Below are 22,514 nucleotides of genomic sequence, written 5' to 3'. Positions count from 1 at the left end.
CCCAATCAGGTGCACAATAGAAAAGGCCAGCTACGGGAGCTGGCCTAAAAACTGTCAACCTATCTTAGGACGGGACAGTAACTGGTGGGTCTGATTCGACGACGTTTGCGGCAGGCATCCAGGATCTGGCGCTTGTGTATCTCATCAGCATCATGCCAGGCGAGGATTTCCGATAAGGTTCTGCCACACCCCAGGCAAATATCTTGCTCATCAAGACAGCAATTTCTGACACAGGGGGAAGCAGGCGTTGCCGTATCCGATGCAGCTGACCAGGAGGCCTTACCCTTAATCATCAAGCGTTGCCTTCCACTTAGTGTTCCTGTTTGAAGTAACTGGGCTGGTGTAATTCAGCGACTTCTATCGATACACAACCCACCGCGCCAACAAAGGCAGAGAGCCCTTGCCCGATACTCTGTGTCAATTGTTGCTTTTGTTCATCGGTTCGCCCCGGCATGATACTTACCCGAATATGAATAAAAGAGCCAGTGCTGGCGTCGCTTTCACCTAGCACAAAGTCTTCACAAGCATAGGCACGACTTTTGACAGCTTTCGGATTAAATAACCCAGTCGCGATCGCGCCTTGATGAGCGGCATGAACCAAAGTGTTGACATCAAGCTGCTCGCGCAGCGGTGCCGCATATTCAATGACGATGTGTGGCAAGTTGCTCTCCTTTATCTGTTATCCTAAAAATAGCGCATTCAGCAGACCAATAACACCGCCAAAGACGCCGCCCCAGACTACCAGCCATCCCAGATGGCGACGGATCATCGTCTGCACCATCTCTTTTACCATTTTTGGGGTGAGTTCTTCTAACCTTTGGGCCACAATCTGTTGAATTTGACCTCGCATATCTGCCATTACCCCTGGCTTCTCTAACTCCTGTCGCAACAACTCAGTGAACTGTTCGCTGTCAGCGATCTCTTTTAACGACTGCTGCATCTTTTCGATAAACGGGGCTTTCATTGGCATTAAGGCATCGGTTCCGCCAAACATCGATAACATACCGCCAAATGACGACTGTGCAACGGTACTAACGAGCGCATCAAATGCCGGTGCTAAATCGAGTTTACCCAGCAATCCTTTAACATCGAGCAAGGGGGTATCGGATTTTCTGGAGAGAAACTTATCAATATTGGCTTCAGTGAAAAACTGCTCCATCATCAAATCGGCAATGGCCTGCTTAAACGCTTCAAAGCGTGCTGGAATGACACCTGAACCGTAAAGCCCAGGCACCTTTTCAAACAACATGTACACCGCCAGCCAATTAGTCATCGCCCCCGATAAGGCGAATATACCGATGTTCCAAATAATATGGTTACCAGAAACAGCGCCGATCCCCACCAGTAACAACGCCAGCAAATTGGTAACGACACTCATATTCCAGTTGTCAGATCCTGCCTGTAACTGCTTCAACTTCAACACTCCTGAATGACAAAACTTAGTAATGTTAGCAACTGCACTAAACTGTTAAAAGAGCCTTAATCTGATATGCCACAGTTAATCTATGCATTGCTTTACATAAGGTTAAATACCACTGACACCATAAACGCAGTACAATGATCAAGTTAACATTTTTTAGTTTTAGATAGTTCAGGGAACTCACATGATAGTGTCCAGACTCCAAGGAATGACCGCCGCTTACAATAAAGCGCCACGGTCAATGCGGATCTCCTTTTGGCTGTTAGCCTGCTACTTGTTATATGCATTACTGTTAGGTCTGATAACGCCCGCCATTGTCCGCTCAGTCGCACCGGATAAAATGACTCAATTACTGGGACGGCAAGTCGCACTCAAACAGCTTCATATTAATCCGTTCCTGTTAAAAGTGAGACTGGAAGACTTTGCAATTGCTGGAAAAGCAGGTGAACAACCGCTGCTGTCATTGAGCCATGCAGAATTGGAATTCAATTTCTGGCAATCGGTATTCAATCGGGCCTGGTGTGTCGATCATCTGCAGCTTGATGGATTACAGAGCCAAGTTGCACGCACCACTGATACAAAAGGTAATATCGTTTTTAACTTTGACGACATTGTAGCCAGGTTACAGTCTCCGGAAACGAAAGAAGCCGCCACAGAGCCAACCCACCAACCCCTTCCTGATTTCCGGATCAAATCTCTGACTTTGGCACAAAGCCGCTTTGCGTTTTCAGATGCAACAGCCAACATCACTCTGAGTTATCACGATATCAACTTTACCCTGAATAACTTTGGTACTCGAAACGCTGTCTCAAAAGACGAAATGGTTGCCACAAAACCCAATCAATACCAGATGTCACTAAGCGGGCAAGATAACGGTACCTTAGTCGCAGACGGCCAGCTGTTATTACAGCCGTTGCAGGTTGACGGCAACTTGCAACTGAATAACATCACGCTACCACCATTCTGGGGTTATGTGCAGCCTATGCTCAAAGCGAAGCTGACTGAAGGTGCTATCTCGCTCAAAACCCATTATCTGGTGTCACAACAGCCCGATAAGCCGCTGACTTATGCGGTTGATAACACCTATGTTACCGTGAACAAATTACAATTTGCCGACGGCGATAACCCGGTAATCAAACTGCCAAAACTCAATGTTGGGGAAATCACGTTAACCAGCGAACAGCAGCACGTCAACGTCGCCGACGTTACGGTGGATGGCCTATGGATCAATAGTCGTTTCGATCAACATGGCCTGGCATTGGCACCATTATTTACGCCGACCTCGTCAACGAAAACTGAAGAATCTGCGGCTACTGCAGTTAATAAAGAAGACGCGTCCACATCGAAATGGCTAATTAAACTAGCCGCATTTAACCTTAAAAATGCCGATGTTAATGTACACGAGCAACAAATAAGTAAAGGTGTGGATTGGCGCGTATATCCGTTAACGGTAAAAACTGGCAGCATTGACAGTGAGTTATCAGCACCGCTTAACTACCAGATTTCGTTGGATATATCTCAGAGCAATGCCAAGGGTAGCGGCGGTAATTTTAGCAGTGAAGGCAGTATCAACCTCGCCAGCAAACAGGCGAGCGGCAAGCTGACATTGAGTAATCTGTTGCTGAGTCAGTTCCAGCCATACCTGTCACATTATCTGAATATCGAATTACCCAAAGGCCAGGTAAGCAGTGCCGGGGACTTCAGTGCAGATGCGGATGGACATGCGAGTTACAAGGGTAATGTTGATGTCAGTGATCTCGAAATCAAAGATCTGCAACAACGCCGGCCTTTGCTAAAGTGGCAACAACTCACCATTGATTCGTTAGATTTTGACGCTGGCAAGAAACAATTGCTGCTTGGTAATGTCACGCTCGATAAACCTTATGCCAAAGTGACAATTAACGAAGATCGTAGCACCAATATCGGTGAACTCGTGGTCAAACAAGCGTCGGACAAAATGGCCGACACCCAAACGACAACTGCTAAAACCAAACCAGCGCCAGAAGCGACCAATGACGGCAAGACAGAACAACCGTTTAAAGTAACTGTCGCCAGCATTAACTTTAACAACGGTTCCGCATTTTTTGCCGACAACTCACTGACGCCTAACTTTGCGACGGGAATTGAACAACTCCACGGTAAAATCAGTAGTCTGTCCTCTATTCCGGGAACCAAAGCGACCGTAGATATTGCGGGCAAAATCGATCGTTATGCCCCGATGACCCTAAAAGGGGAAATAAATCCACTTTTGAAACAACCGTACTTAAATTTGGATTTGTTATTCAAAAGCGTCGAACTGACAACGGTTAACCCCTACTCCGGTACTTATGCAGGTTATTACATCGATAAAGGGCAGTTAACGCTGGCTCTGAATTATCAGTTAGAAAACAATCACCTCAATGGTAATAACCATGTTGTCATTGATCAATTGAAACTCGGGAAACCTACAGACTCAAAACTCGCTACAAGTTTGCCCGTCACGCTGGCAATAGCGCTGCTACAGGATCGGCATGGAGTCATTGATCTCGGTTTACCGGTCTCAGGTGACCTAGATAATCCCGATTTCAGTTTTGGCGGGGTCCTGCTTACGGTGTTAACTAATGTGATCACTAAAGCAGTGACAGCTCCCTTCTCCTTCCTTGCCGGATTAATCAGCAGTGATGAGGAACTCAATCTGGTGGCCTTTGATGCAGGTTCCTCGAAGCTGAGCAAAGCCGAACAGGACAAATTGCAAAAGCTTGCCTCTGCACTTGCTGATCGGCCCAAACTGACACTGAGTATTGAAGCCTCAGTTGATCCACAGCCAGATAGTCAGGTGTTAGCAGAACGCAGATTGCAACGACAATTACTGCAACAGAGTGGCTTAGATAATTTACCTGACGATTTTAGTGCTAGCCGGATCCCCGCATCAGGGAAACTGACAGATGCGTTGTTAGCATTGTATCAAAAGCAATTTAATATCGACCCCACCATCGAAAAAGCAAAAGCGGAGAAGGCTGCTACTGACGATAAAGGCAAGGTTGACACAAATAAGCTGACCACGCTGTGGCACATCGGTCTCTATAATCAGCTGTTAAATGCCGAGACTATCACTGACGCTGACCTAGGAAATCTGGCGCAACGTCGTAGTCAGTCAGTTAAAGCATTTTTAGTCGACAATGCAGCAGTTGCTCCTGAGCGGGTATTTTTATTAGACAGTAAAACCAAACTGAATAGATCCAAAGCTGAGGCACAGTTGAGTCTTAGTGCAAATTAACCGTAGGAGAACCACTAGTGGCGGATGTTAAGTCAGAAGCAATGTCGTATCAATATGTGGGCTTTGGGGAACGCTTTGCCGCAACCATGATAGATGTTCTGTTGCTACTGATAATAACGCTGCCACTCAGTATCTGGATATACGGTGACAAGCTGGTATCAGATACCAGCTTGATCCATGGCCCCGCAGATATCATCATCAACTATCTGGTGCCACCACTGTTAGTGCTACTGTTCTGGAAATACCGTTCAGCGACACCGGGAAAAATGTTGATTAAGGCTACAATCGTGGATGCCGAGAGTCTTAAAAAACCCTCAATGCGCCAATGGATTATCCGATATCTGGGCTATATTCCGGCAATGTTACCGTTATGCCTGGGTTTAGCATGGGTCGCATTCGATCCCCGAAAACAAGGATGGCATGACAAACTGGCAGGTACAGTTGTCATAAAGCATATAGGGTATTGAACCTTACCCATTTTTAAATCTCATATAAAGATACACGTTTTAAAAGGAATTCTTCATTTATGCGCCCGTTGCTGTTGCTTGCTACGCCATTAATACTTTGCGCTTGTTCTTCTGAACCCGATCCACAGGCATTAGCAGGAAAGCTGACTGACAGTTTTCAGACTGAGATAAAAAGTGATGGCATGAAGCTGTTTACCTACAGTATTGAAACTATTGACCGTCACCGTAATCAGCAACAACGGCGAGCAATGAACGATGATAGACAACAATCCTCAACTGGCATGCCCGACAGACAAAGGACCAGGCAACCACAGGATAATATGGGCAATCAACAAATCAATCGTAGCTCACGCCGCAGTGATTCCGAGAACAAACAGATGACACAAGAACTGGAGTTCGGACTAAAAAAAACATTGGAAGCCAATCAATATTGTCGTGACGGCTATTATGAGCTTGAACGGTTGGTATTGAATGACCGGGCAGAATTACGCGGCGAGTGCCATGAAGGCGCGACCGATAAAGATATCCAACATTTTGGCTATGGGAAATTCACTTCTCAGAAAACAGAATAGAGTGAATACGTTATATAAAAAATAGGAAAATCGTTTAAATTTTTATTGGTAATCAAGCGGCGGGAAATTAAAGTCCGGTTATAAATATTCAATTTATTTTAATAGCAGCCTTAGTCACTCTGATAATCGGTAATAAATAAACCATTTGGGAATAAAAAAACGCGGCATTTTTGCCGCGTCTTTTTCGAATTTCTATAATAGAAATTATATTAGCTGATTACAGTTACGTTTTCAGCTTGTGGACCTTTCTGGCCCTGAGTAACGGTGAAAGAAACTTTCTGACCTTCGTCCAGAGTTTTGAAACCTTCAGAGTTGATAGCACGGAAGTGTACGAATACGTCTGGACCTGATTCCTGAGCGATGAAGCCGAAACCTTTGTCAGCGTTAAACCATTTAACAACACCAGTTACTTGAGACATAGTCTTAATCCTGTAACAAAAACAATACATAAGCCTTAACGGCGGTGGAGCTGAAAATGCCGGTATTATTTATGCTAACAGGACGAACAAGTCGTTTTGAACACATAAAAATAAGCCCAACTTTCAAGCCTCCATGACTATAAATCATTCCCTAAAGAAGTCAACTGACTTCGTAAATAGAGCATTAAAATCTGCGCCATAAAGCTAAATTTAAATTTCTCAATACGACTTTATGCTTATATATGCCGCTTAAACAGCTCAATACAAAAATCCAGTTCACAATTGACACCGAGCGCTTCCATTTGAGCTATCTGTTCCGCAGTAAATTTCCACAAATATGGGGTCATCTGTAAAAAGCTACGGCTACACTCTCCTGCTGGCGTATGCAGCATCCATTGCAGTCGTTCCTGATGTTGCAATACAAAACCCGGTATTTTCCCTTCACTTAGAGGATGTTCTCTCGGAGCATCATAGATGATCTCTTTTAATGCGTAATGATGCATTGGCCCTGCCGTCACACTCAGGTAATAGCCGCCAGGTCGACAAACTCTAACGAGTTCAGTTGCTGCGGCAGGGGCGAAAATCTTAAGCAGCAGATCAAAACTATTGTCGGCAAAAGGCATATCAAAAGCACTTGCAACACAAAACTGCAAATTTGCATAACGCTTTGCGGCATAACGAATGGCTGTTTTTGAAATATCCATGCCCTGCAGATTGGCATTGGTAGCACTTTGTAACCGCTGGCTGTAATACCCCTCACCACAACCCACATCGAGGATATCCGGACAGATGAGCCCCAAGTCTTTAGCTAAAGCATTAATACGATCACTTAACGGCTGATAATAGCCAGCATCGAGGAAAACTCGACGGGCAGTCATCATCTGCTGATTATCACCGGGATCGAGTGACCGCTTTTTATTAACCGGCAGCAGATTGACGTAACCTTCCTTCGCCACATCAAAGCAATGGCGCTGTTCGCAGCGCCATTGCTTATTATCTAGGACTAACGCCTTACGGCAGATAGGACATTCATAATTCATTTTATTCTCTCAGGTTAACGATCAGTGTTCGCTGTCGTCACCAGCAAGCGCCTTCACCATTGCCGTCAACTCAGGAGGCGCCAATAATTCATAACATTCGAGTATACGTTGTAGTTGGTCATCGCCTATCTGGTTAGCACTATAGCGATAGCTGTGACGACTCAACGCCTGGTTATAACAATGCACCAACCATTGCCGTTTTTGTTCCAACTGATCTTGCAATTGCAACAATGTTTCCACATCATCTGGTAACAATTCCAATGCAAATCGGCGTTGGTAACTTTTGAGTCGATAACTCGCCTGCAAAAGTTCAGCGAGTTGTACTGCCAGCTCTACCGCTCCCGCGTTGAAATCTGGGGCTACCGCTAATACAGCCCTTGCTTGCTGTATGGGCTGTGGTTGCTTGAAAAGACGCTGATCAGCCTCAAGTGCTATCAACTGAAATGCCTCAGTCTCTAGGGAGAAACAAATATTGTCAGTAGTTTGCAGATACAAGGTAATCCCTTGTCGTAACTCAGCGATGGCAACCGTATTACTTTTTCCGGGAATCGTATAAAGTCTTATCCCCTGACCAAAGGTTCTGACCATCGCATCAGTTTTCATCTGTTGGCGATCGTCAGACAGTAATGTTTGCTGCAAAAAAGGTTGAGTGCGTAGCAGGCTGCTAACGCCATTTCCCGCATTTTCCCCAACGACCCACTCCAATATCGGAAGACTTGACAGTTCCAGCAACACAAAATCACTAAACTTCGCTGGGACTTTCAGCTCGAGTCGCTGAGGACCCGAGGTCACTATTGCAGAGGCAGACGCAAAATACTGACTTAACATACCCATTACCCATGGAAACAACGTTTGTCCACCTGACACTGTCGTCCGGCAAGCACCATTGTAATGTTTAATTGTTAATGGATCATCCGGTAACAACTAAACATTTAGGCGCGTTCATACCTGTCGCCTATATACCTTGAAATCAGTCTGTTGGCGTCAGTAAAAAGCATCGGTATCCACTAAAAATGTTTTAACCGCCTTAATCGAAGTTAGATGATATACATGCTTGCTACTGGCAGCATCATTAACAAACTTACGATAGGCAGGGGAGAGTTTTTTGTGACACAACCATAAAACACGGGAGCTATTAATTGACCCTTTCAAAATCGGACTAAGTTCTGACCATCCTTCAGGATTAATAAAAATGCCTTTGAACAATCGCTTAGTGACCCAAAGAAAATGCCATACAAGCGGTAGGTCGATGTAAATTAACGTGTCGGCTGCGGCAAACCTTTCCCATGCAGATTGCATACAGCCAAAACCATCGATAATCCACGTATCCTGTTTGAGCAGTTCAGCATGAAGTTTTAAATACTCTTTATGAGATATTTCCTCACCACCAGGAAGATACTGAATTTTATCAAGCGCATAAAGCGGTAATTGCGTGACTTGAGCCAACTGCCTGGCCAGGTTGACTTCCCTCCCCCAGCATTTCCAAATATCGCTACTTTTTTCATAAGGCCTTCTAAGCGTATCGGTACCTAAGAGGCGAAAAATTAAAACCCGCCTCTACGGCGGGCTTACGATCCAGTGACACACCAAAACCCACCATTCCCTACGGAATGATGGTAATAATACTGAAAAACTGATCCGGTATTTTTGTTTGTATGACATGGTAATGGTGCCTATTAGATGACAAAGTCAACCATTAGTTTGTGTCTTCCCTTTCCTTTGACTGAAAGTCATCAACGCTTGGGGCATTTTTCTAACCATGAACCGCCCAGACAGCACTCAATACGAACAAGAAATTTATGGGTGAAGCGTGGTATGCTGCAACCACAAAGACTGCACCATACCGCCAACCGCGATTTAGTGCCGTTCAAAAATTTGAGGCAAATGAGATGAGTAATCGATAGCGGTTTATAAAGCCGCAGCCAGAAATCACGCTTTCTCATAAAGCTAATAGATACATATAGATAAATGATCAAATAAAAGGATTTTATCCGCAATGAAAGAACAGATGCCGGCCACAATTTACTGGCACGATTATGAAACCTTTGGCGCAGACCCTTCTCGTGACAGGCCAGCACAGTTTGCCGGTATTCGCACGGATCTGGAGCTTAATATCGTTGGCGAACCTGATACGTTTTATTGCCGACTCGCTGAAGACTATCTACCAGCTCCAGAAGCTATTCTCATTACAGGCATAACACCACAATTAGCCAATAGTAAAGGGATGGTAGAAACCGAATTTATGGCGCGTATCAATGAAATATTCAGCGTGCCCAATACCTGTGTTGCCGGATACAATTCGCTGCGTTTTGACGATGAAATCACTCGCTATGGCTTTTACCGAAACTTTATCGATCCTTATGCCAGAGAATGGCGTAATGGTAATTCCCGTTGGGATATTATCGATTTAGTTCGTGCCTGTTATGCGTTACGACCAGATGGCATTAACTGGCCAGAGCGAGAGGATGGAAGCCCCAGCTTCAAACTTGAACATCTGACACTCGCAAATGGCCTAGGTCATGAAAAGGCACACGATGCGATGTCAGATGTTTACGCCACGATCAGCCTGGCACGGCTGATTCGTGAGCATCAACCAAGGTTATTCCAGTATTATTTTGATTTACGCAAAAAGCAGGCGGTAGCAGATCTCGTTGATGTACTGAACATGACGCCCTTGGTGCATGTCAGTTCAAAGATCCCAGCCAGCCAAGGATGTACTACATTAATGGCACCGATAGCCTACCATCCAGTTAATCGTAATGCCGTTATCTGTATTAATCTCAATATGGATATTAGCCCGCTACTGGAATTGGATGTCGATGAACTCCGTCGCCGAATGTATACGGCTCGGGAAGATTTAGCACCAGACGAACTACCGGTGCCGATAAAACTCATCCACTTAAACAAATGTCCGTTTATTGCACCAGCCAAAACCTTGCCAGATGATCGTGCCATTGCATTAAATATCAACAAAGATTTTGCACGCGAGCAATTTCGAAAATTGCGGCAAACACCGGAACTCAGACAGAAATTGGTAGCACTGTTTGAAGATGAAACTCATGCCGAGATAGCTGACCCAGATCGTATGCTTTACAGCGGTGGTTTCTTCTCTGATGCCGATCGCAACAAAATGGAGATTATCCGTAATACTGCACCACAGAATCTCGCCGCACTTGAGTTGCAGTTTGACGATGCCAGATTACCGGAAATGCTGTTTCGCTACCGGGCGCGTAATTACCCAGCACTGTTGGATTACCAGGAAAGTTTACGTTGGCGGGAATTTTGTAAGCAGCGTTTGAGCGACCCTGATTACATTATCAGGCTGGAAAATCTGCTGGAAGAAACCGCTGCAAATGAAAGCAAACAGCAATTGCTGAAATCACTGGTGCTTTACCTGCAATCACTTTAGCTGCATCATTCGTGATCCGCTCACCAACAGGAAAGACGGATGCAAGATAGATTTCTCAATAGTCTGCAACAGTTGCCGTCATCATTGAGCACTGTGCTGGTGCCTTTGCTCGGGAAAGACTTTGCTGGACATTTCGATGCTCAGCAATTGGCGCATTTGCAGCATGCAAGTGGTATGGATGAATCCCAGTTACTTTCGGCATTGCTTCCTATTGCCGCCGCGATGTCACTGGCACCTGTGAGTGATTTTTATGTCGGTGCCATTGCCAAAGGTCAAAGCGGCGCGGTTTATATGGGTGCCAATATGGAATTGGCCGGTGAAGCGTTATGTCATTCGGTTCACGCCGAACAAAATGCGATTAGTCACGCTTGGTTATGTGGTGAAGTACAAGTGACTGATATCTGGGTAAATGCCAGCCCTTGTGGCCACTGCCGACAGTTTATGAACGAATTGGTTGCAGGCGGCAATATCTGCATTCACTTGCCACAACAGCCCCCCGCGACGCTGACACATTATCTGCCTTATGGCTTCGGTCCGAAAGATCTGGGCGTTGTTTTGCCCTTGCTCGCAAAACAGCAAATCGAGTTGACGCTAGAAAGTAGTGACCCAATGGTTATCGAAGGGCTTGATCATGCGAGCCTCAGTTATGCACCTTACAGCCAGAGTTACAGTGCCGTAGTGCTGGAGATGGTTGACGGTGTCACTTTCTGTGGCCGTTATGCTGAAAATGCCGCGTTTAACCCTTCAATGATGCCGATGCAAATGGCGTTAGCGAGTCTTATTCGCCACAATCGAGACTTCTCCGATATCAAACGCGCGATGTTACTGGAATCTTCTGCCGGGAAATTATCACTAGTGGATATGAGCATGGATGCGCTGCATGCAGTCGCCAATGTAGAACTGGAATATGTAGTAGTCGCGCCACTTTAACCGTAATCAGAAAGAGGGCTACAAAATGCAGCCCCCAGATTACAAAGCGATTATTTTTCCTGACATTTTTGCTGGCGGGCCATCAGGCTGGAAGTATCCCAACGATTTCCGCCCATGGCCTGCACTTCTGCGTAAAATTGATCAACCATCGCTGTCAGCGGTAATGTGGAACCGTTGCGACGCGCTTCATTTAGCGCAATGCCTAAATCTTTACGCATCCAATCCACTGCAAAACCGAAATCATATTGGCCTTTTAACATGGTCTGGTAACGATTTTCCATCTGCCAGCTTTGGGCGGCGCCTTTGCTGATGACGTCAACGACCTTTTCACCATCTAATCCAGCGTTTTTTGCAAAGCTTAAGGCTTCAGCTAACCCTTGCACCACTCCGGCAATACAGATTTGATTTACCATCTTAGCCAGTTGACCCGCTCCTGTATCACCAATCAATTCAGCACTGCGAGCATAAGCACTCATGACGGGCTTTACAGCGGCAAATACATTGGCATCACCACCGACCATTACAGTCAGCACACCCTTTTCAGCCCCTGCCTGTCCGCCAGAAACCGGCGCATCTAGAAAGGCAATACCATTAGCCGCCAAGGTGACAGACAACTCACGAGCGACATCAGCCGAAGCCGTTGTGTGATCAACAAATACGGCACCTTGACTCAAGCCATGAATAGCGCCATCGGCTCCAACAACAACTTGTCGCAAATCATCATCATTGCCAACACAACAAAATACGATGTCCTGCCCCTCTGCTGCATCCTTAGGTGTTGCGCAACAACGGCCACCATACTCGCTTACCCATGCCTGCGCCTTAGCAGCTGTTCTGTTATAGACAGTGACCTCATGCCCTTGTTTGAGCAAATGGCCGGCCATGGGATATCCCATAACTCCCAAACCTAAAAATGCAACTTTGGCCATTGTATTTCCTTAGTTTAATGATTTATAAGCACTAAACGGACAATGATAAAATCATTGTCCGATATAGGTTAGTAAAAGTGTGTAACGCATTGTGCCACGACGACCAGCAGAGTGAAAGGCAAGCAGCACTTCGACTATGGATGAATATGAGCTTCCATTTCAGCGCCAATTTTTTTGCGCATTTCCACTAACTTCAACGCGGAATCCCGCAGTTCAATATCGCGCTTGGTCGTCGGGATCCATTCAGGTACTGGTGTTGGTTGGCCGCTTTCATCCACAGCAACCATAATCACGATACAATGTGTGGTCGTTTCACGCTGGCAGAATTTGGGATCACAAGCCTTAACTTCAATGCCAATGTGCATTGATGTGCGGCCGGTATAAATGACCTTGGCACACACCTCTACCATATTGCCCACTAAAATTGGTCGTACGAATCGAATGCCGCCGGCATATGCGGTAATACAATATCTACCGCTCCACCCAGCAGCACAGGCATAGGCCGCCAAGTCGATCCATTTCATCACGGCACCGCCATGCACTTTACCACCAAAGTTTACGTCTGTAGGCTCTGCCAGAAATCGCAGGGTGATCTCTCTATCTGTACCCGCCATTATGGTCCTCTCGCTGTTGTCACAGCTTCTGATTAAAACTGCCGTTGAGTGTATTCGAAAAATACATTTTAGAAAATTGTTACTGAAAACTAAGCCACTTATTGCATTAGAAAACGGCAAATTATTATGAATGTGATAAAAAAAGCGCCATGAAGGCGCTTCTTATACAGGAATCGTCGTTAAACGCGTTTCAGTAGTAGTGACCCGTTGGTGCCACCAAAACCAAATGAGTTACATAGGGCATAATCGAATTTAGCCTGGCGCGCTGTGTGCGGTACAAAATCCAAGTCACACCCTTCATCTGGGTTATCCAGATTGATAGTCGGTGGCACGGCCTGATCTTTGAGCGCTAACGCGGTGAAAATCGCTTCCACTGCGCCGGCTGCACCGAGTAGGTGTCCGGTCATGGACTTAGTGGAGCTAACCATCACTTTGTAAGCCTGTTCACCAAAAACAGACTTAACTGCCGCAGCTTCTGCTTTATCACCGGCCGGTGTTGAGGTGCCGTGAGCATTGATATAACCGATCTGCTCCAAGGCAACGCCACCATCTTTAATGGCATTGACCATCGCCAAAGCTGCGCCAGCACCGTCTGCTGGTGGAGAAGTCATATGAAATGCATCACCACTCATACCAAAGCCGTTGACCTCTGCATAAATCTTCGCGCCACGGGCCTTAGCATGTTCATATTCTTCCAGCACCATAATGCCCGCCCCATCGCCGATGACGAAACCATCACGATCTTTATCCCAAGGGCGACTAGCTGCAGTCGGATCATCATTGCGTGTAGAAAGTGCTTTCGCGGCTGAAAAGCCCCCGACCCCCAGTGGACAGGTAACGTCTTCAGCCCCGCCGGCTACCATTACGTCAGCATCACCATAGGCAATGGTACGTGCAGCGAAACCAATGTTATGTACACCGGTAGTACAAGCGGTAGTGATCGCAAAGTTAGGCCCAGTCATGCCGTATTTGATAGATAGATGACCAGCAATCATGTTGATGATGGTGCTGGGCACAAAAAACGGCGATATTTTCCGCGGACCACCTTCCATATAGGCTGTGTGATTCTGTTCAATGAGCCACATACCGCCCATACCGGCACCAATGGCAGTACCCACACGGGTAGGATCTTCCTGCGCCATATCCAGTCCAGCATCTTCAACAGCTTGAATACCTGCAGCCATACCGTACTGAATGAACAAGTCCATCTTACGGGCATCTTTTTTGGAGACATACTGTTCGGCGTCAAAATCTTTGACGGAACCGCTGATGCGTGTTGCAAAAGCACTTGCATCAAACTTGGTGATGGGAGCAATACCACTTTGTCCAGCCAACAGCGCTTTCCAGCTACTGTCGACAGTGTTGCCCACCGGCGTTACCAACCCAAGGCCGGTAATGACGACTCGACGTTTTGTCACGTTAATCACCTTTCTTTAGCGAACGAGTTGAAGAAAGAGGTGCTTTTACACCCTTGAGATAGGTTTTATCTCGAATGCCCTGTTTTACTAAGCTTAGCTCAGCGAAAAGAGCCTAAAACAAAAACAGGCGGCATATTAGCCGCCTGTTTTCAGGAATTCAGTATTACTGATTCTTGGAAACGTAATCAATCGCTGCCTGAACAGTGGTGATTTTCTCAGCTTCCTCATCAGGAATTTCGGTATCAAACTCTTCTTCCAGAGCCATAACCAATTCGACGGTGTCCAGAGAATCTGCACCGAGATCGTCAACAAAAGAAGCTGCTGGCTTAACGTCTTCTTCTTTAACGCCCAGTTGCTCTACAATGATTTTCTTTACACGTTCTTCGATGTTGCTCATTAGTTTTCTTTCCTATTCAAATTACGCACTTGCGTAAGATTGCGAGTAGTTTATTAGATTTGACCAACATTGCAAGCCCCGTTTTCGTGGTCTAACCACGATTTAAGGCCCCAATAACTGCAGATCACCACCCAATTTACGACAGTTCCCTGCAATCGCCATTAAACCATATACATCCCACCATTTACATGCAAGGTTTCCCCTGTAATGTAAGCGGCGGCATCAGAGGCCAAGAATAATACGGCATTGGCAATTTCTTGGGCCTGCCCCAAACGCTCCATCGGAACTTGGGACATGATGGCTTTTTGCTGTTCTTCTGTCAGTTCATCCGTCATGTCAGTCTGGATAAAACCAGGAGCAATAGCATTAACTGTAATTTGACGGGATGCAACCTCTTTGGCAAGAGATTTGGTAAACCCGATTAATCCAGCCTTAGCTGCTGCGTAATTTACCTGACCAGCGTTACCCATTGTTCCTACCACAGAACCAATGCTGATAATGCGACCATGGCGTTTTTTCATCATTGCCCGTAACACCGGCTTGGACAACCGGAAAAGCGAAGTGAGGTTAGTATCAATAATAGACTGCCACTCTTCATCTTTCATCCGCATCAATAAGTTATCGCGAGTGATACCGGCATTATTAACCAGAATATCAATATCCCCGGCTTTTTCTTTGATCGATGCAAATAAATTTTCAACAGATTGCAGATCTGTGACGTTCAGCACTAATCCATAGCCTTTATCACCGAGATAAGCGCTGATAGCGGCAGCACCACTATCGCTGGTGGCAGTACCAACAACAGTAGCGCCAGCTTGTGCCAGTGTGGTCGCAATGGCTTTACCAATGCCACGACTGGCACCAGTAACCAACGCAACTTTGCCAGTCAAATCAATGGCAATACTCATGAACAGCTCCTTTTATTCAGTCAGCGCCGCAATTGCAGCCGCTGTGTTAACTGCCTGAGCAGCTATCGATTTATTGATCCGTTTTGCCAGCCCAGTCAATACCTTACCAGGCCCCATTTCAACCAGTTCGGTAACACCGTCTGCGGCCATTTTTTCTACGGTTTCAGTCCAACGTACTGGATTATATAACTGGCGAATCAGGGCGTCTTTGATTGCATCAGCATCGTATGGTGAAGCAACATCAACGTTATTAATGACTTTAACCTTAGGCTCAGCAAATTTCACTTTAGCGAGAGCTTCAGCGAGCTTTTCAGCGGCAGGCTGCATGAGTGCACAGTGAGACGGAACGCTCACTGGCAACGCGACTGCCATTTTTGCACCAGCTTCCTTACAAGCTGCTGCAGCGCGCTCAACCGCATTTTTTTCACCGGCAATGACCACTTGCCCAGGACTATTGAAGTTAACCGGGCTAACAACTGAACCTTGGGCACATTCTGCGCAGATATTGGCAATAGTGTCGTTATCTAAACCAATAATCGCGTACATAGCTCCAGTCCCCGCAGGAACCGCTTGTTGCATTAGCTGACCACGCAACTCTACCAGCTTTACCGCCTCTTTGAATGGGATGACGCCCGCACATACCAAAGCGGAATACTCACCCAAACTGTGGCCGGCCATCATCTGAGGCAACGCCTTACCGCTGGCTTGATAAACGCGATATAACGCTACAGAAGCGGTCAACAATGCAGGCTGAGTTTTATCCGTTTCGTTCAAAGTTTCAGCCGGTCCTTGTTGCACCAACTGCCATAAATCATAGCCTAGCGCTTCGCTAGCTTCGGCAAACGTGTCTGCCACTACTGGGTATTGCTCTGGCAAATCGGCCAGCATTCCCACGGCCTGAGAACCTTGACCTGGGAAAACAAAAGCAACGCTGTTCATATTTATTGACCTTTTGAGTTAAAAACAGGTTGAGTATAGCTGGCAACCCATCACATACGTTTATATGACGAGATTGCCATGCTCGGAATTCGTGTTAGCAATCAAAAGCGGACTAAAGCACTGCCCCAGGCGAAGCCTGCACCGAAAGCTTCGAGTAACAGCAACTGCCCACGTTGGATGCGACCATCACGCACCGCTTCATCTAAGGCGATAGGAACTGAGGCAGCTGAAGTATTGCCATGTTTGTTGAGTGTGACCACAACTTTCTCCATGGTCATATCAAGTTTGCGAGCTGTGGCCGCAATGATGCGTAAGTTGGCTTGGTGAGGCACGAGCCAATCAATATCCGCTTTTTCAACATTATTCAGACGCAATGTTTCAGTGACAACATGAGACAACTGCGTTACCGCAACTTTAAAGACGTCATTTCCCTTCATTGTCATATAGCCCACAGCGGCTGAGGACTCTCCGACACGTGGAGGAAACGAACATTTAAGCAAATCGCCCTGACTGCCATCAGCATAAAGATGCGTAGCAATAACTCCCGGCTCATCACTACGGCCGACGACTGCTGCGCCAGCACCATCACCGAACAGGATAATGGTGCTGCGATCTTCAGGCTGACAGAAGCGGGATAATACGTCAGCGCCAATCACTAGAACCTTTTTGGCAGACCCGGCTTTCACAAATTGATCGGCAATCGATAACGCGTAAATAAAGCCTGAACACGCGGCAGCAACGTCGAAGGCAGGTACCGGAGCAATCCCAAGCATCGCCTGAATTTCACAAGCCGCCGCTGGAAACGCATTGGACGCACTGGTCGTGCCACAAATAATCAAATCGATTTCACTGGCGTCGATTCCGGCCATCTCGATGGCCTTCACTGCGGCGTTATACCCCATGGTCGCCACAGTTTCATCACCGGCAGCTATACGGCGCTCCGAAATACCCGTGCGTTCAACAATCCACTGGTCACTGGTTTCCACCATTTTTTCCAGATCCTGATTGCTACGCACCTGCGCCGGCAGATAACTGCCAGTTCCAAGAATTTTTGTATGCATAGGAGAAATCAGCTATTGATGTCTAAAAGAATCGACTCGAGACGTTGTTCTATCATCTCTGGGAGTCGACGTGTAGCTTCGGTTACTGCCAGGCAAATAGCTTGTAGAAAGGCAGTTTCGTCCGCATTACCATGGCTCTTAACCACTATTCCGCGCAATCCTATCAGACTTGCACCATTATAGTGGTCGGGGTTCATTTGTCGCAGAACCGATTGAATACTAGGCGCCAGCAATTTTGCCAGCAAACGGATGAAAAAGCCCTGTGTCAGTCCCTGCTTCAATTGATGCAGTAACAGACGGGCGATACCTTCGGAAGTTTTGAGTGTGATATTACCAACAAAGCCATCGCAAACAATGACATCGACTTTGCCACAATAGATTTCATCACCCTCAATAAATCCCTGATAATTGATCTGAGGCGTATGTGTCAGTATTTGTGCGGTCTGCTGTACCTGACCATTGCCTTTAATCTCTTCGCTGCCCACATTCAGCAAAGCCACCGAGGGATGTGGCTTTTTGGTGACGGCTTCACAAAGTACCGACCCCATGACTGCAAATTGAAACAGCGTTTCAGCATCGCAGGCGACATTGGCACCAAGATCCAATAGATACACAGGTTTATGATTGATTGTGGGTAAACAACTCACCAAAGCAGGACGATCAATCCCCGGGAGCGTTTTCAGTACAATCTTGGCGATCGCCATCAATGCACCAGTATTACCAGCACTGACACAAGCATCCGCTTGATGCTCTTTAACCAAATCAAGAGCAATACGCATGGAGCTTTGTTTACGGCAACGCAACGCAAAGGCAGGCTTATCCCCCATTTCCACAATTTCGGAAGCATGGTGGATTTCTAAACGAGAAGTTATATCTGTCCCGAATTGAGACAACAACGGCCTAATCTGGTTTTCATCACCAACCAGAATTAGTTTTAGACTTGGATATATTCTAAGTGCCTGCACAGCGGCAGGCACCGTAATACGGGGGCCATGATCGCCACCCATTGCATCCAACGCAAGCGTCAGATCTGTCATAGGACAATCAACAGCTTACTTGTTGATTACCTTTTTGCCACGGTAGAAACCGTCAGCAGTGACATGATGACGAAGATGTACTTCGCCGGTGGTTGCATCTACTGCCAGCTGAGCAGTGCCCAGTGCATCATGTGAACGACGCATACCACGCTTTGAACGGGATTTTTTATTCTGTTGAACAGCCATTGATCTGTCTCCTGGATTACTTGCTCTTCAGTTTTTCTAACACTGCAAACGGATTTGGACGACTTTGTTGAGCGTCTTCAATCTCGCCGACGGCCATATCGTTGGAACCTACATGACATGCAGCCACATCATGAGTAGGCACCAATGGCACAGCCAGGATTAATTCATCTTCAATCATAGTATGAAGACGAACTTCGCCAATTTCATCACACTCAATAGGATCGTACGCTTCCGGGAGCTCATCGACTTCTGCCTGTGTCCGACAAGGACTAAAGCAAAATTCGACCGTAACCTCCGTGGTAAACAGCGTCATACAGCGTTGACATAACAGAGTGAGCTCCGTCACAGCCTTCCCTTTCAGGTAGACTATCCCCTGTAAATCCACACCGCATTCAAGCGACACTGCCACATCGGAACAGTCGCCGGCACATAATTCGTTCAATCTTTTTAACACTTTGCCTGGTACAGTTCCCTGATAGTTCAGGCGACTGGTGGCAGCGCGAATAGGATCGATTGAAACCGGTATCTTTACTGTTTGCATAAGCAGGCGCGCATCTTATAGTTTGGAGCCTGCGGAGTCAAAGGAAAAATGGTGTTCACGTAAATAAAATCTACGTCTATAGCCTTGGCTGCCGCATACTCGAAATTGACGGAGGGAAATTTTACTCAAGCGTTAGCAGCTGTACAAGCAGCACACGCATAAAATAGAAGCAATTGGGATAAATTATCGCGATAAATTGATTATTGCCAAGCACTAAGAGAATTGCCGACAATATAGCTGTAGGTTTTTTCTTTTACTCATCTCGCACGGTTAGTTAAGCAAGGATTATTGTGTCTAATTTCTCCAGTCCCATGGCGCGTCAATTAGTGTTGGCGTCCACATCTAGTTTCCGTAAATCCCTGCTGCAAAAACTCGGATTACCCTTTATCACCTGTGCCCCGGATGTCGACGAAACGCCATTGCCAGGCGAATCTGCACAAGCGTTAGTGACAAGACTGGCACAGGCAAAAGCCACCGCTGGCGGCAAAATGCATCCTGGCTCGCTGAGCATCGGTTCAGATCAAGTGGCGGTGATTGATGGCGACATTATGGGCAAGCCATACACCGAAGCAAAAGCGTGTGACCAATTAGCACGGGCATCCGGTAAAGCCATTACCTTTTATACCGGGTTAGCACTCTATGATGACGCCACTAAAAATACTGAGGTCATGCTGGAACCCTTTACCGTACATTTTCGCCGACTCACTGATCAACAGATTGCTAACTATGTTGCTAGGGAACAACCACTTTATTGCGCCGGTAGTTTTATGTGTGAAGGCTTAGGGATAGCGTTATTTGAACGCTTAGAAGGAGACGACCCGAACGCCCTGATAGGTTTACCTCTCATTGCCCTAACCCGTCTCTTAGCCAAACATGGGATCGATGTGTTGGGATAAACTCCCCCTACTGTAGTAGCGACAGTAGGGCTAATGGTTCGTTAATGATGCCTTTGGGATTTTGAGTTTGCAGCTTTTCACGAGTGTGGGCACCATAACTCACCCCAATCGCGGCCACCCCGGCGGCATTTGCCATCTGCAGATCCAGCACCGAATCGCCTATCATCAGTGCCCGTGAAGCTGGAATGCCGGAATGTGACAGGAGTTGTTGCAGCATATCTGGATGGGGCTTACTGTGGGCTTCATCGGCACAGCGACTGTACGCAAAAAACTGATCCAATCCCGTCTGTTGCAGTGAACGATCGAGCCCCGGACGGGATTTGCCAGTCGCCACCGCCAACTGATAGTTCTGCTGCTGCAACGTACTAAGCAACTCAGTAATCCCTGCATATAAAGGTGTCGCAACATGCGCTTGCCGATGATAGTTGTCACGATAACTCTGCTGCAACAGCGCATATTCTGGCGCGGGTCGGTCCGGAAATAGTGTTTGCATCGCCTGATCCAGTGACATACCGATGATATCCCGCAATGCTGACTCAGGTGGTTCAATTAGTCCCAGGTCACTGGCAACGTGACGCAAGCAGGCCAAGATGCGACCTATGGAATCCATCAGCGTGCCATCCCAGTCAAAAACAATCAGATCGTAGTGCTTCATTTATACCACTTGGTAAATCTTGGACGGAAAATCAAACCTTGGTGAGTTTATCCAGTAATACCTGTAATTCAGCGTCCAGCGGCGCCTGAACTTCCATTACCACCTCAGTTTCTGGATGAATAAACCGTAATTGTGCTGCGTGCAGAAATAACCGGTTCAGTCCAAGAGCCCGCATACTGTCATCGAATTTCTGCTCACTGTATTTTTCATCACAGGCAATCGGATGCCCTACGTACTGACAATGCACGCGGATCTGGTGGGTGCGTCCAGTCACAGGACTTGCCTTGATAAGCGTTGTCCCGTCATAACGCTGCATAATTCTGAAATGGGTTTCTGAAGGCTTACCTTCACTGTTCACTCTGACAATCCGTTCCCCTGATGGTAAGGTGATTTTCAGTAGCGGCGCTTTAATTATCCGGTCATGACTCTGCCAGTCGCCACGGACTAGTGCCAGATAGTCCTTTTGCATCTGTTTGTTACGTAGCTGATCATGCATGTGACGTAATGCACTACGCTTTTTTGCTACCAACAACACACCGGAGGTTTCCTTATCTAGTCGATGTACCAGCTCCAAAAACTTCTGTTGTGGCCGCAACGATCTTAAGGCTTCAATGACCCCGTAATCGACGCCACTACCACCATGTACTGCAATGCCCGCAGGCTTATTCAGCACCAGAATGTGTTTGTCTTCGAAAAGAATACGCTCTTCCAGTTGCGATACACGATGCAGATTGGCCGACGGGGCCTGACGTGGATTGTCTTCACTCACTCTGACGGGAGGAATACGCACTTCATCACCGATATTCAATTTGAATTCAGGCTTAATACGCTTTTTATTAACACGCACTTCGCCCTTACGGACGATGCGATAAATCATGCTCTTGGGAACGCCTTTGAGCTTAGATAACAGAAAATTGTCAACGCGTTGGCCGGCGTTGTCTTCATCTATTGTGAGCAGTTGTACCTGCCTGGCGATGGATTCTTGATTATTCATAACACTTACAAGAGAAAAGAAAGCGCCTCATTGTACATGATGTCCCGCTATTTGATTGCTCTAATTTTTCATTTCGGCTATATTTCAGCAGCGAACAGTCGGTTAGAACGCCTTTGGGGCTGACCAGACAACTGTTCACTTTCTGGTCAAACAGAAGTTAACCTTACAAATTTTGGTAGCATCTCATTGATTTGCAGGCTGTTGTTAAAAGCAAATTACGTTTAATGGCGCTTTTACAGTCAAACCAACATAGAACAAGTATTTTTGGTTTTCTTCAGACAAATACCAGGCCGTTTTAAAGAATTTTATTATTAACCAGTTATCAAACGACTACGTGCGAAATTGGCATTACTGGAAAGAATTTAAAGAATTTATGGGGTTGGTTGACGTTTTACAACGAATTCCTTGTTTTTGTAATCATTGAAA

At 46.5% G+C, this 22,514-nt stretch carries 25 protein-coding genes; 6 read left to right on the top strand and 19 right to left on the bottom strand.

Annotated features, from left to right (window positions below; all coding sequences use genetic code 11):
• Positions 1–59: 59 nt before the first annotated feature.
• Genes PY479_RS05385 through PY479_RS05375 form a run of 3 tightly spaced genes read right to left on the bottom strand, consistent with a single transcriptional unit; the run spans position 60 to position 1,378 of the window.
• Entirely contained in the window at positions 60–293 is a 234-nt protein-coding gene (locus tag PY479_RS05385; RefSeq protein ID WP_275483129.1) for a DUF1289 domain-containing protein, read from the bottom strand.
• Between the two features lie 17 nt (positions 294–310).
• Entirely contained in the window at positions 311–661 is a 351-nt protein-coding gene (locus PY479_RS05380) for a 5-carboxymethyl-2-hydroxymuconate Delta-isomerase (RefSeq protein ID WP_212593646.1), read from the bottom strand.
• Positions 662–679: 18 nt separating this feature from the next.
• Complete coding sequence (locus PY479_RS05375) at positions 680–1,378, bottom strand: DUF445 family protein (RefSeq protein WP_212596600.1); 699 nt, start codon at positions 1,376–1,378, stop codon at positions 680–682.
• A gap of 226 nt (positions 1,379–1,604) precedes the next feature.
• Between PY479_RS05375 and PY479_RS05370 the strand changes: the two genes are divergently transcribed.
• From PY479_RS05370 to PY479_RS05360, 3 genes are read left to right on the top strand one after another with little or no spacing between them, the layout of a single operon-like run.
• Positions 1,605–4,676 carry a DUF748 domain-containing protein gene (locus tag PY479_RS05370; protein ID WP_275483128.1) on the top strand — a complete coding sequence of 1,024 codons (3,072 nt, stop codon included), beginning with the start codon at positions 1,605–1,607 and terminating at the stop codon, positions 4,674–4,676.
• Between the two features lie 17 nt (positions 4,677–4,693).
• Complete coding sequence (locus PY479_RS05365) at positions 4,694–5,143, top strand: RDD family protein (RefSeq protein WP_275483127.1); 450 nt, start codon at positions 4,694–4,696, stop codon at positions 5,141–5,143.
• Positions 5,144–5,202: 59 nt separating this feature from the next.
• Positions 5,203–5,715 carry a hypothetical protein gene (locus PY479_RS05360; RefSeq protein ID WP_275483126.1) on the top strand — a complete coding sequence of 171 codons (513 nt, stop codon included), beginning with the start codon at positions 5,203–5,205 and terminating at the stop codon, positions 5,713–5,715.
• 209 nt (positions 5,716–5,924) lie between these two features.
• Here the strand turns inward: PY479_RS05360 and PY479_RS05355 are convergent, their stop codons facing one another.
• The 4 genes from PY479_RS05355 to PY479_RS05340 all read right to left on the bottom strand — a co-directional run bounded on the left by PY479_RS05355 (position 5,925) and on the right by PY479_RS05340 (position 8,620).
• A complete protein-coding gene (locus tag PY479_RS05355; RefSeq protein WP_212593649.1) occupies positions 5,925–6,134 on the bottom strand; it encodes a cold-shock protein in 210 nt (69 codons plus the stop codon).
• Between the two features lie 236 nt (positions 6,135–6,370).
• Positions 6,371–7,174 carry a 23S rRNA (guanine(745)-N(1))-methyltransferase gene (gene rlmA / locus PY479_RS05350; RefSeq protein WP_212593650.1) on the bottom strand — a complete coding sequence of 268 codons (804 nt, stop codon included), beginning with the start codon at positions 7,172–7,174 and terminating at the stop codon, positions 6,371–6,373.
• Between the two features lie 21 nt (positions 7,175–7,195).
• On the bottom strand, positions 7,196–8,002 hold the full coding sequence (locus tag PY479_RS05345) for a hypothetical protein (RefSeq protein WP_275483125.1): 807 nt from the start codon (positions 8,000–8,002) through the stop codon (positions 7,196–7,198).
• Between the two features lie 156 nt (positions 8,003–8,158).
• The gene (locus PY479_RS05340) at positions 8,159–8,620 is read right to left on the bottom strand and encodes an adenylate kinase (RefSeq protein ID WP_275483124.1); all 462 of its coding nucleotides are present in this window, start codon (positions 8,618–8,620) and stop codon (positions 8,159–8,161) included.
• A gap of 550 nt (positions 8,621–9,170) precedes the next feature.
• Here PY479_RS05340 and sbcB point away from each other — a divergent pair.
• On the top strand, positions 9,171–10,583 hold the full coding sequence (sbcB, locus tag PY479_RS05335; protein ID WP_275483123.1) for an exodeoxyribonuclease I: 1,413 nt from the start codon (positions 9,171–9,173) through the stop codon (positions 10,581–10,583).
• A gap of 39 nt (positions 10,584–10,622) precedes the next feature.
• A complete protein-coding gene (gene cdd, locus PY479_RS05330; RefSeq protein ID WP_275483122.1) occupies positions 10,623–11,513 on the top strand; it encodes a cytidine deaminase in 891 nt (296 codons plus the stop codon).
• 50 nt (positions 11,514–11,563) lie between these two features.
• Here cdd and PY479_RS05325 read toward each other — a convergent pair whose 3' ends face one another.
• The 10 genes from PY479_RS05325 to yceD form a co-directional block, all read right to left on the bottom strand.
• Positions 11,564–12,442 carry an NAD(P)-dependent oxidoreductase gene (locus PY479_RS05325; protein WP_212593655.1) on the bottom strand — a complete coding sequence of 293 codons (879 nt, stop codon included), beginning with the start codon at positions 12,440–12,442 and terminating at the stop codon, positions 11,564–11,566.
• Between the two features lie 134 nt (positions 12,443–12,576).
• The gene (locus PY479_RS05320; RefSeq protein WP_212593656.1) at positions 12,577–13,056 is read right to left on the bottom strand and encodes an acyl-CoA thioesterase; all 480 of its coding nucleotides are present in this window, start codon (positions 13,054–13,056) and stop codon (positions 12,577–12,579) included.
• Positions 13,057–13,235: 179 nt separating this feature from the next.
• Positions 13,236–14,474 carry a beta-ketoacyl-ACP synthase II gene (gene fabF, locus PY479_RS05315; RefSeq protein WP_275483121.1) on the bottom strand — a complete coding sequence of 413 codons (1,239 nt, stop codon included), beginning with the start codon at positions 14,472–14,474 and terminating at the stop codon, positions 13,236–13,238.
• 163 nt (positions 14,475–14,637) lie between these two features.
• Positions 14,638–14,871, bottom strand: a complete 234-nt coding sequence (acpP, locus tag PY479_RS05310) for an acyl carrier protein (RefSeq protein WP_006081231.1) — start codon at positions 14,869–14,871, stop codon at positions 14,638–14,640.
• A 161-nt stretch (positions 14,872–15,032) separates the two neighbouring features.
• Positions 15,033–15,779, bottom strand: a complete 747-nt coding sequence (gene fabG, locus PY479_RS05305) for a 3-oxoacyl-ACP reductase FabG (protein WP_275483120.1) — start codon at positions 15,777–15,779, stop codon at positions 15,033–15,035.
• A gap of 12 nt (positions 15,780–15,791) precedes the next feature.
• Positions 15,792–16,718, bottom strand: a complete 927-nt coding sequence (fabD, locus tag PY479_RS05300; RefSeq protein ID WP_275483119.1) for an ACP S-malonyltransferase — start codon at positions 16,716–16,718, stop codon at positions 15,792–15,794.
• 101 nt (positions 16,719–16,819) lie between these two features.
• Complete coding sequence (locus tag PY479_RS05295; protein WP_212593660.1) at positions 16,820–17,779, bottom strand: beta-ketoacyl-ACP synthase III; 960 nt, start codon at positions 17,777–17,779, stop codon at positions 16,820–16,822.
• Between the two features lie 8 nt (positions 17,780–17,787).
• A complete protein-coding gene (plsX, locus tag PY479_RS05290; RefSeq protein WP_212593661.1) occupies positions 17,788–18,816 on the bottom strand; it encodes a phosphate acyltransferase PlsX in 1,029 nt (342 codons plus the stop codon).
• 15 nt (positions 18,817–18,831) lie between these two features.
• Positions 18,832–19,002 carry a 50S ribosomal protein L32 gene (gene rpmF / locus PY479_RS05285; RefSeq protein WP_212593662.1) on the bottom strand — a complete coding sequence of 57 codons (171 nt, stop codon included), beginning with the start codon at positions 19,000–19,002 and terminating at the stop codon, positions 18,832–18,834.
• Between the two features lie 16 nt (positions 19,003–19,018).
• Positions 19,019–19,543, bottom strand: coding sequence for a 23S rRNA accumulation protein YceD (yceD, locus tag PY479_RS05280; protein ID WP_212593663.1), 525 nt, complete (start codon positions 19,541–19,543; stop codon positions 19,019–19,021).
• Between the two features lie 311 nt (positions 19,544–19,854).
• Between yceD and PY479_RS05275 the strand changes: the two genes are divergently transcribed.
• Positions 19,855–20,439 (top strand): Maf family protein, encoded by a 585-nt coding sequence (locus PY479_RS05275; RefSeq protein WP_212596602.1) that lies wholly within the window; start codon positions 19,855–19,857, stop codon positions 20,437–20,439.
• Between the two features lie 7 nt (positions 20,440–20,446).
• On the opposite strand, the gene PY479_RS05270 is transcribed toward PY479_RS05275, so the two are convergent.
• Together PY479_RS05270 and rluC are read right to left on the bottom strand one after the other, a co-directional pair.
• The gene (locus tag PY479_RS05270; protein WP_275483118.1) at positions 20,447–21,094 is read right to left on the bottom strand and encodes an HAD-IA family hydrolase; all 648 of its coding nucleotides are present in this window, start codon (positions 21,092–21,094) and stop codon (positions 20,447–20,449) included.
• A gap of 31 nt (positions 21,095–21,125) precedes the next feature.
• Positions 21,126–22,088, bottom strand: a complete 963-nt coding sequence (gene rluC / locus PY479_RS05265; protein ID WP_212593665.1) for a 23S rRNA pseudouridine(955/2504/2580) synthase RluC — start codon at positions 22,086–22,088, stop codon at positions 21,126–21,128.
• Between the last annotated feature and the right edge of the window lie 426 nt (positions 22,089–22,514).

Source organism: Shewanella sp. A32 (genome assembly GCF_029167175.1).
Classification (GTDB): Bacteria; Pseudomonadota; Gammaproteobacteria; order Enterobacterales; family Shewanellaceae; genus Shewanella; species Shewanella yunxiaonensis.
Note: the sequence above shows the minus strand (reverse complement) of the source record. Positions and strands in the feature narration are given on the sequence as shown.

What these genes read in the sequence shown, in the direction of transcription:
- PY479_RS05325 (WP_212593655.1), bottom strand. Translation starts at nt 12,442, where the DNA reads ATGGCCAAAGTTGCATTTTTAGGTTTGGGAGTTATGGGATATCCCATG.
- PY479_RS05370 (WP_275483128.1), top strand. Translation starts at nt 1,605, where the DNA reads ATGATAGTGTCCAGACTCCAAGGAATGACCGCCGCTTACAATAAAGCG.
- cdd (WP_275483122.1), top strand. Translation starts at nt 10,623, where the DNA reads ATGCAAGATAGATTTCTCAATAGTCTGCAACAGTTGCCGTCATCATTG.
- PY479_RS05345 (WP_275483125.1), bottom strand. Translation starts at nt 8,002, where the DNA reads ATGTTAAGTCAGTATTTTGCGTCTGCCTCTGCAATAGTGACCTCGGGT.
- plsX (WP_212593661.1), bottom strand. Translation starts at nt 18,816, where the DNA reads ATGACAGATCTGACGCTTGCGTTGGATGCAATGGGTGGCGATCATGGC.
- PY479_RS05355 (WP_212593649.1), bottom strand. Translation starts at nt 6,134, where the DNA reads ATGTCTCAAGTAACTGGTGTTGTTAAATGGTTTAACGCTGACAAAGGT.
- PY479_RS05295 (WP_212593660.1), bottom strand. Translation starts at nt 17,779, where the DNA reads ATGCATACAAAAATTCTTGGAACTGGCAGTTATCTGCCGGCGCAGGTG.
- sbcB (WP_275483123.1), top strand. Translation starts at nt 9,171, where the DNA reads ATGAAAGAACAGATGCCGGCCACAATTTACTGGCACGATTATGAAACC.
- PY479_RS05385 (WP_275483129.1), bottom strand. Translation starts at nt 293, where the DNA reads ATGATTAAGGGTAAGGCCTCCTGGTCAGCTGCATCGGATACGGCAACG.
- yceD (WP_212593663.1), bottom strand. Translation starts at nt 19,543, where the DNA reads ATGCAAACAGTAAAGATACCGGTTTCAATCGATCCTATTCGCGCTGCC.
- fabD (WP_275483119.1), bottom strand. Translation starts at nt 16,718, where the DNA reads ATGAACAGCGTTGCTTTTGTTTTCCCAGGTCAAGGTTCTCAGGCCGTG.
- rlmA (WP_212593650.1), bottom strand. Translation starts at nt 7,174, where the DNA reads ATGAATTATGAATGTCCTATCTGCCGTAAGGCGTTAGTCCTAGATAAT.
- PY479_RS05320 (WP_212593656.1), bottom strand. Translation starts at nt 13,056, where the DNA reads ATGGCGGGTACAGATAGAGAGATCACCCTGCGATTTCTGGCAGAGCCT.
- PY479_RS05270 (WP_275483118.1), bottom strand. Translation starts at nt 21,094, where the DNA reads ATGAAGCACTACGATCTGATTGTTTTTGACTGGGATGGCACGCTGATG.
- PY479_RS05275 (WP_212596602.1), top strand. Translation starts at nt 19,855, where the DNA reads ATGGCGCGTCAATTAGTGTTGGCGTCCACATCTAGTTTCCGTAAATCC.
- PY479_RS05375 (WP_212596600.1), bottom strand. Translation starts at nt 1,378, where the DNA reads ATGAGTGTCGTTACCAATTTGCTGGCGTTGTTACTGGTGGGGATCGGC.
- fabG (WP_275483120.1), bottom strand. Translation starts at nt 15,779, where the DNA reads ATGAGTATTGCCATTGATTTGACTGGCAAAGTTGCGTTGGTTACTGGT.
- rpmF (WP_212593662.1), bottom strand. Translation starts at nt 19,002, where the DNA reads ATGGCTGTTCAACAGAATAAAAAATCCCGTTCAAAGCGTGGTATGCGT.
- acpP (WP_006081231.1), bottom strand. Translation starts at nt 14,871, where the DNA reads ATGAGCAACATCGAAGAACGTGTAAAGAAAATCATTGTAGAGCAACTG.
- rluC (WP_212593665.1), bottom strand. Translation starts at nt 22,088, where the DNA reads ATGAATAATCAAGAATCCATCGCCAGGCAGGTACAACTGCTCACAATA.
- PY479_RS05360 (WP_275483126.1), top strand. Translation starts at nt 5,203, where the DNA reads ATGCGCCCGTTGCTGTTGCTTGCTACGCCATTAATACTTTGCGCTTGT.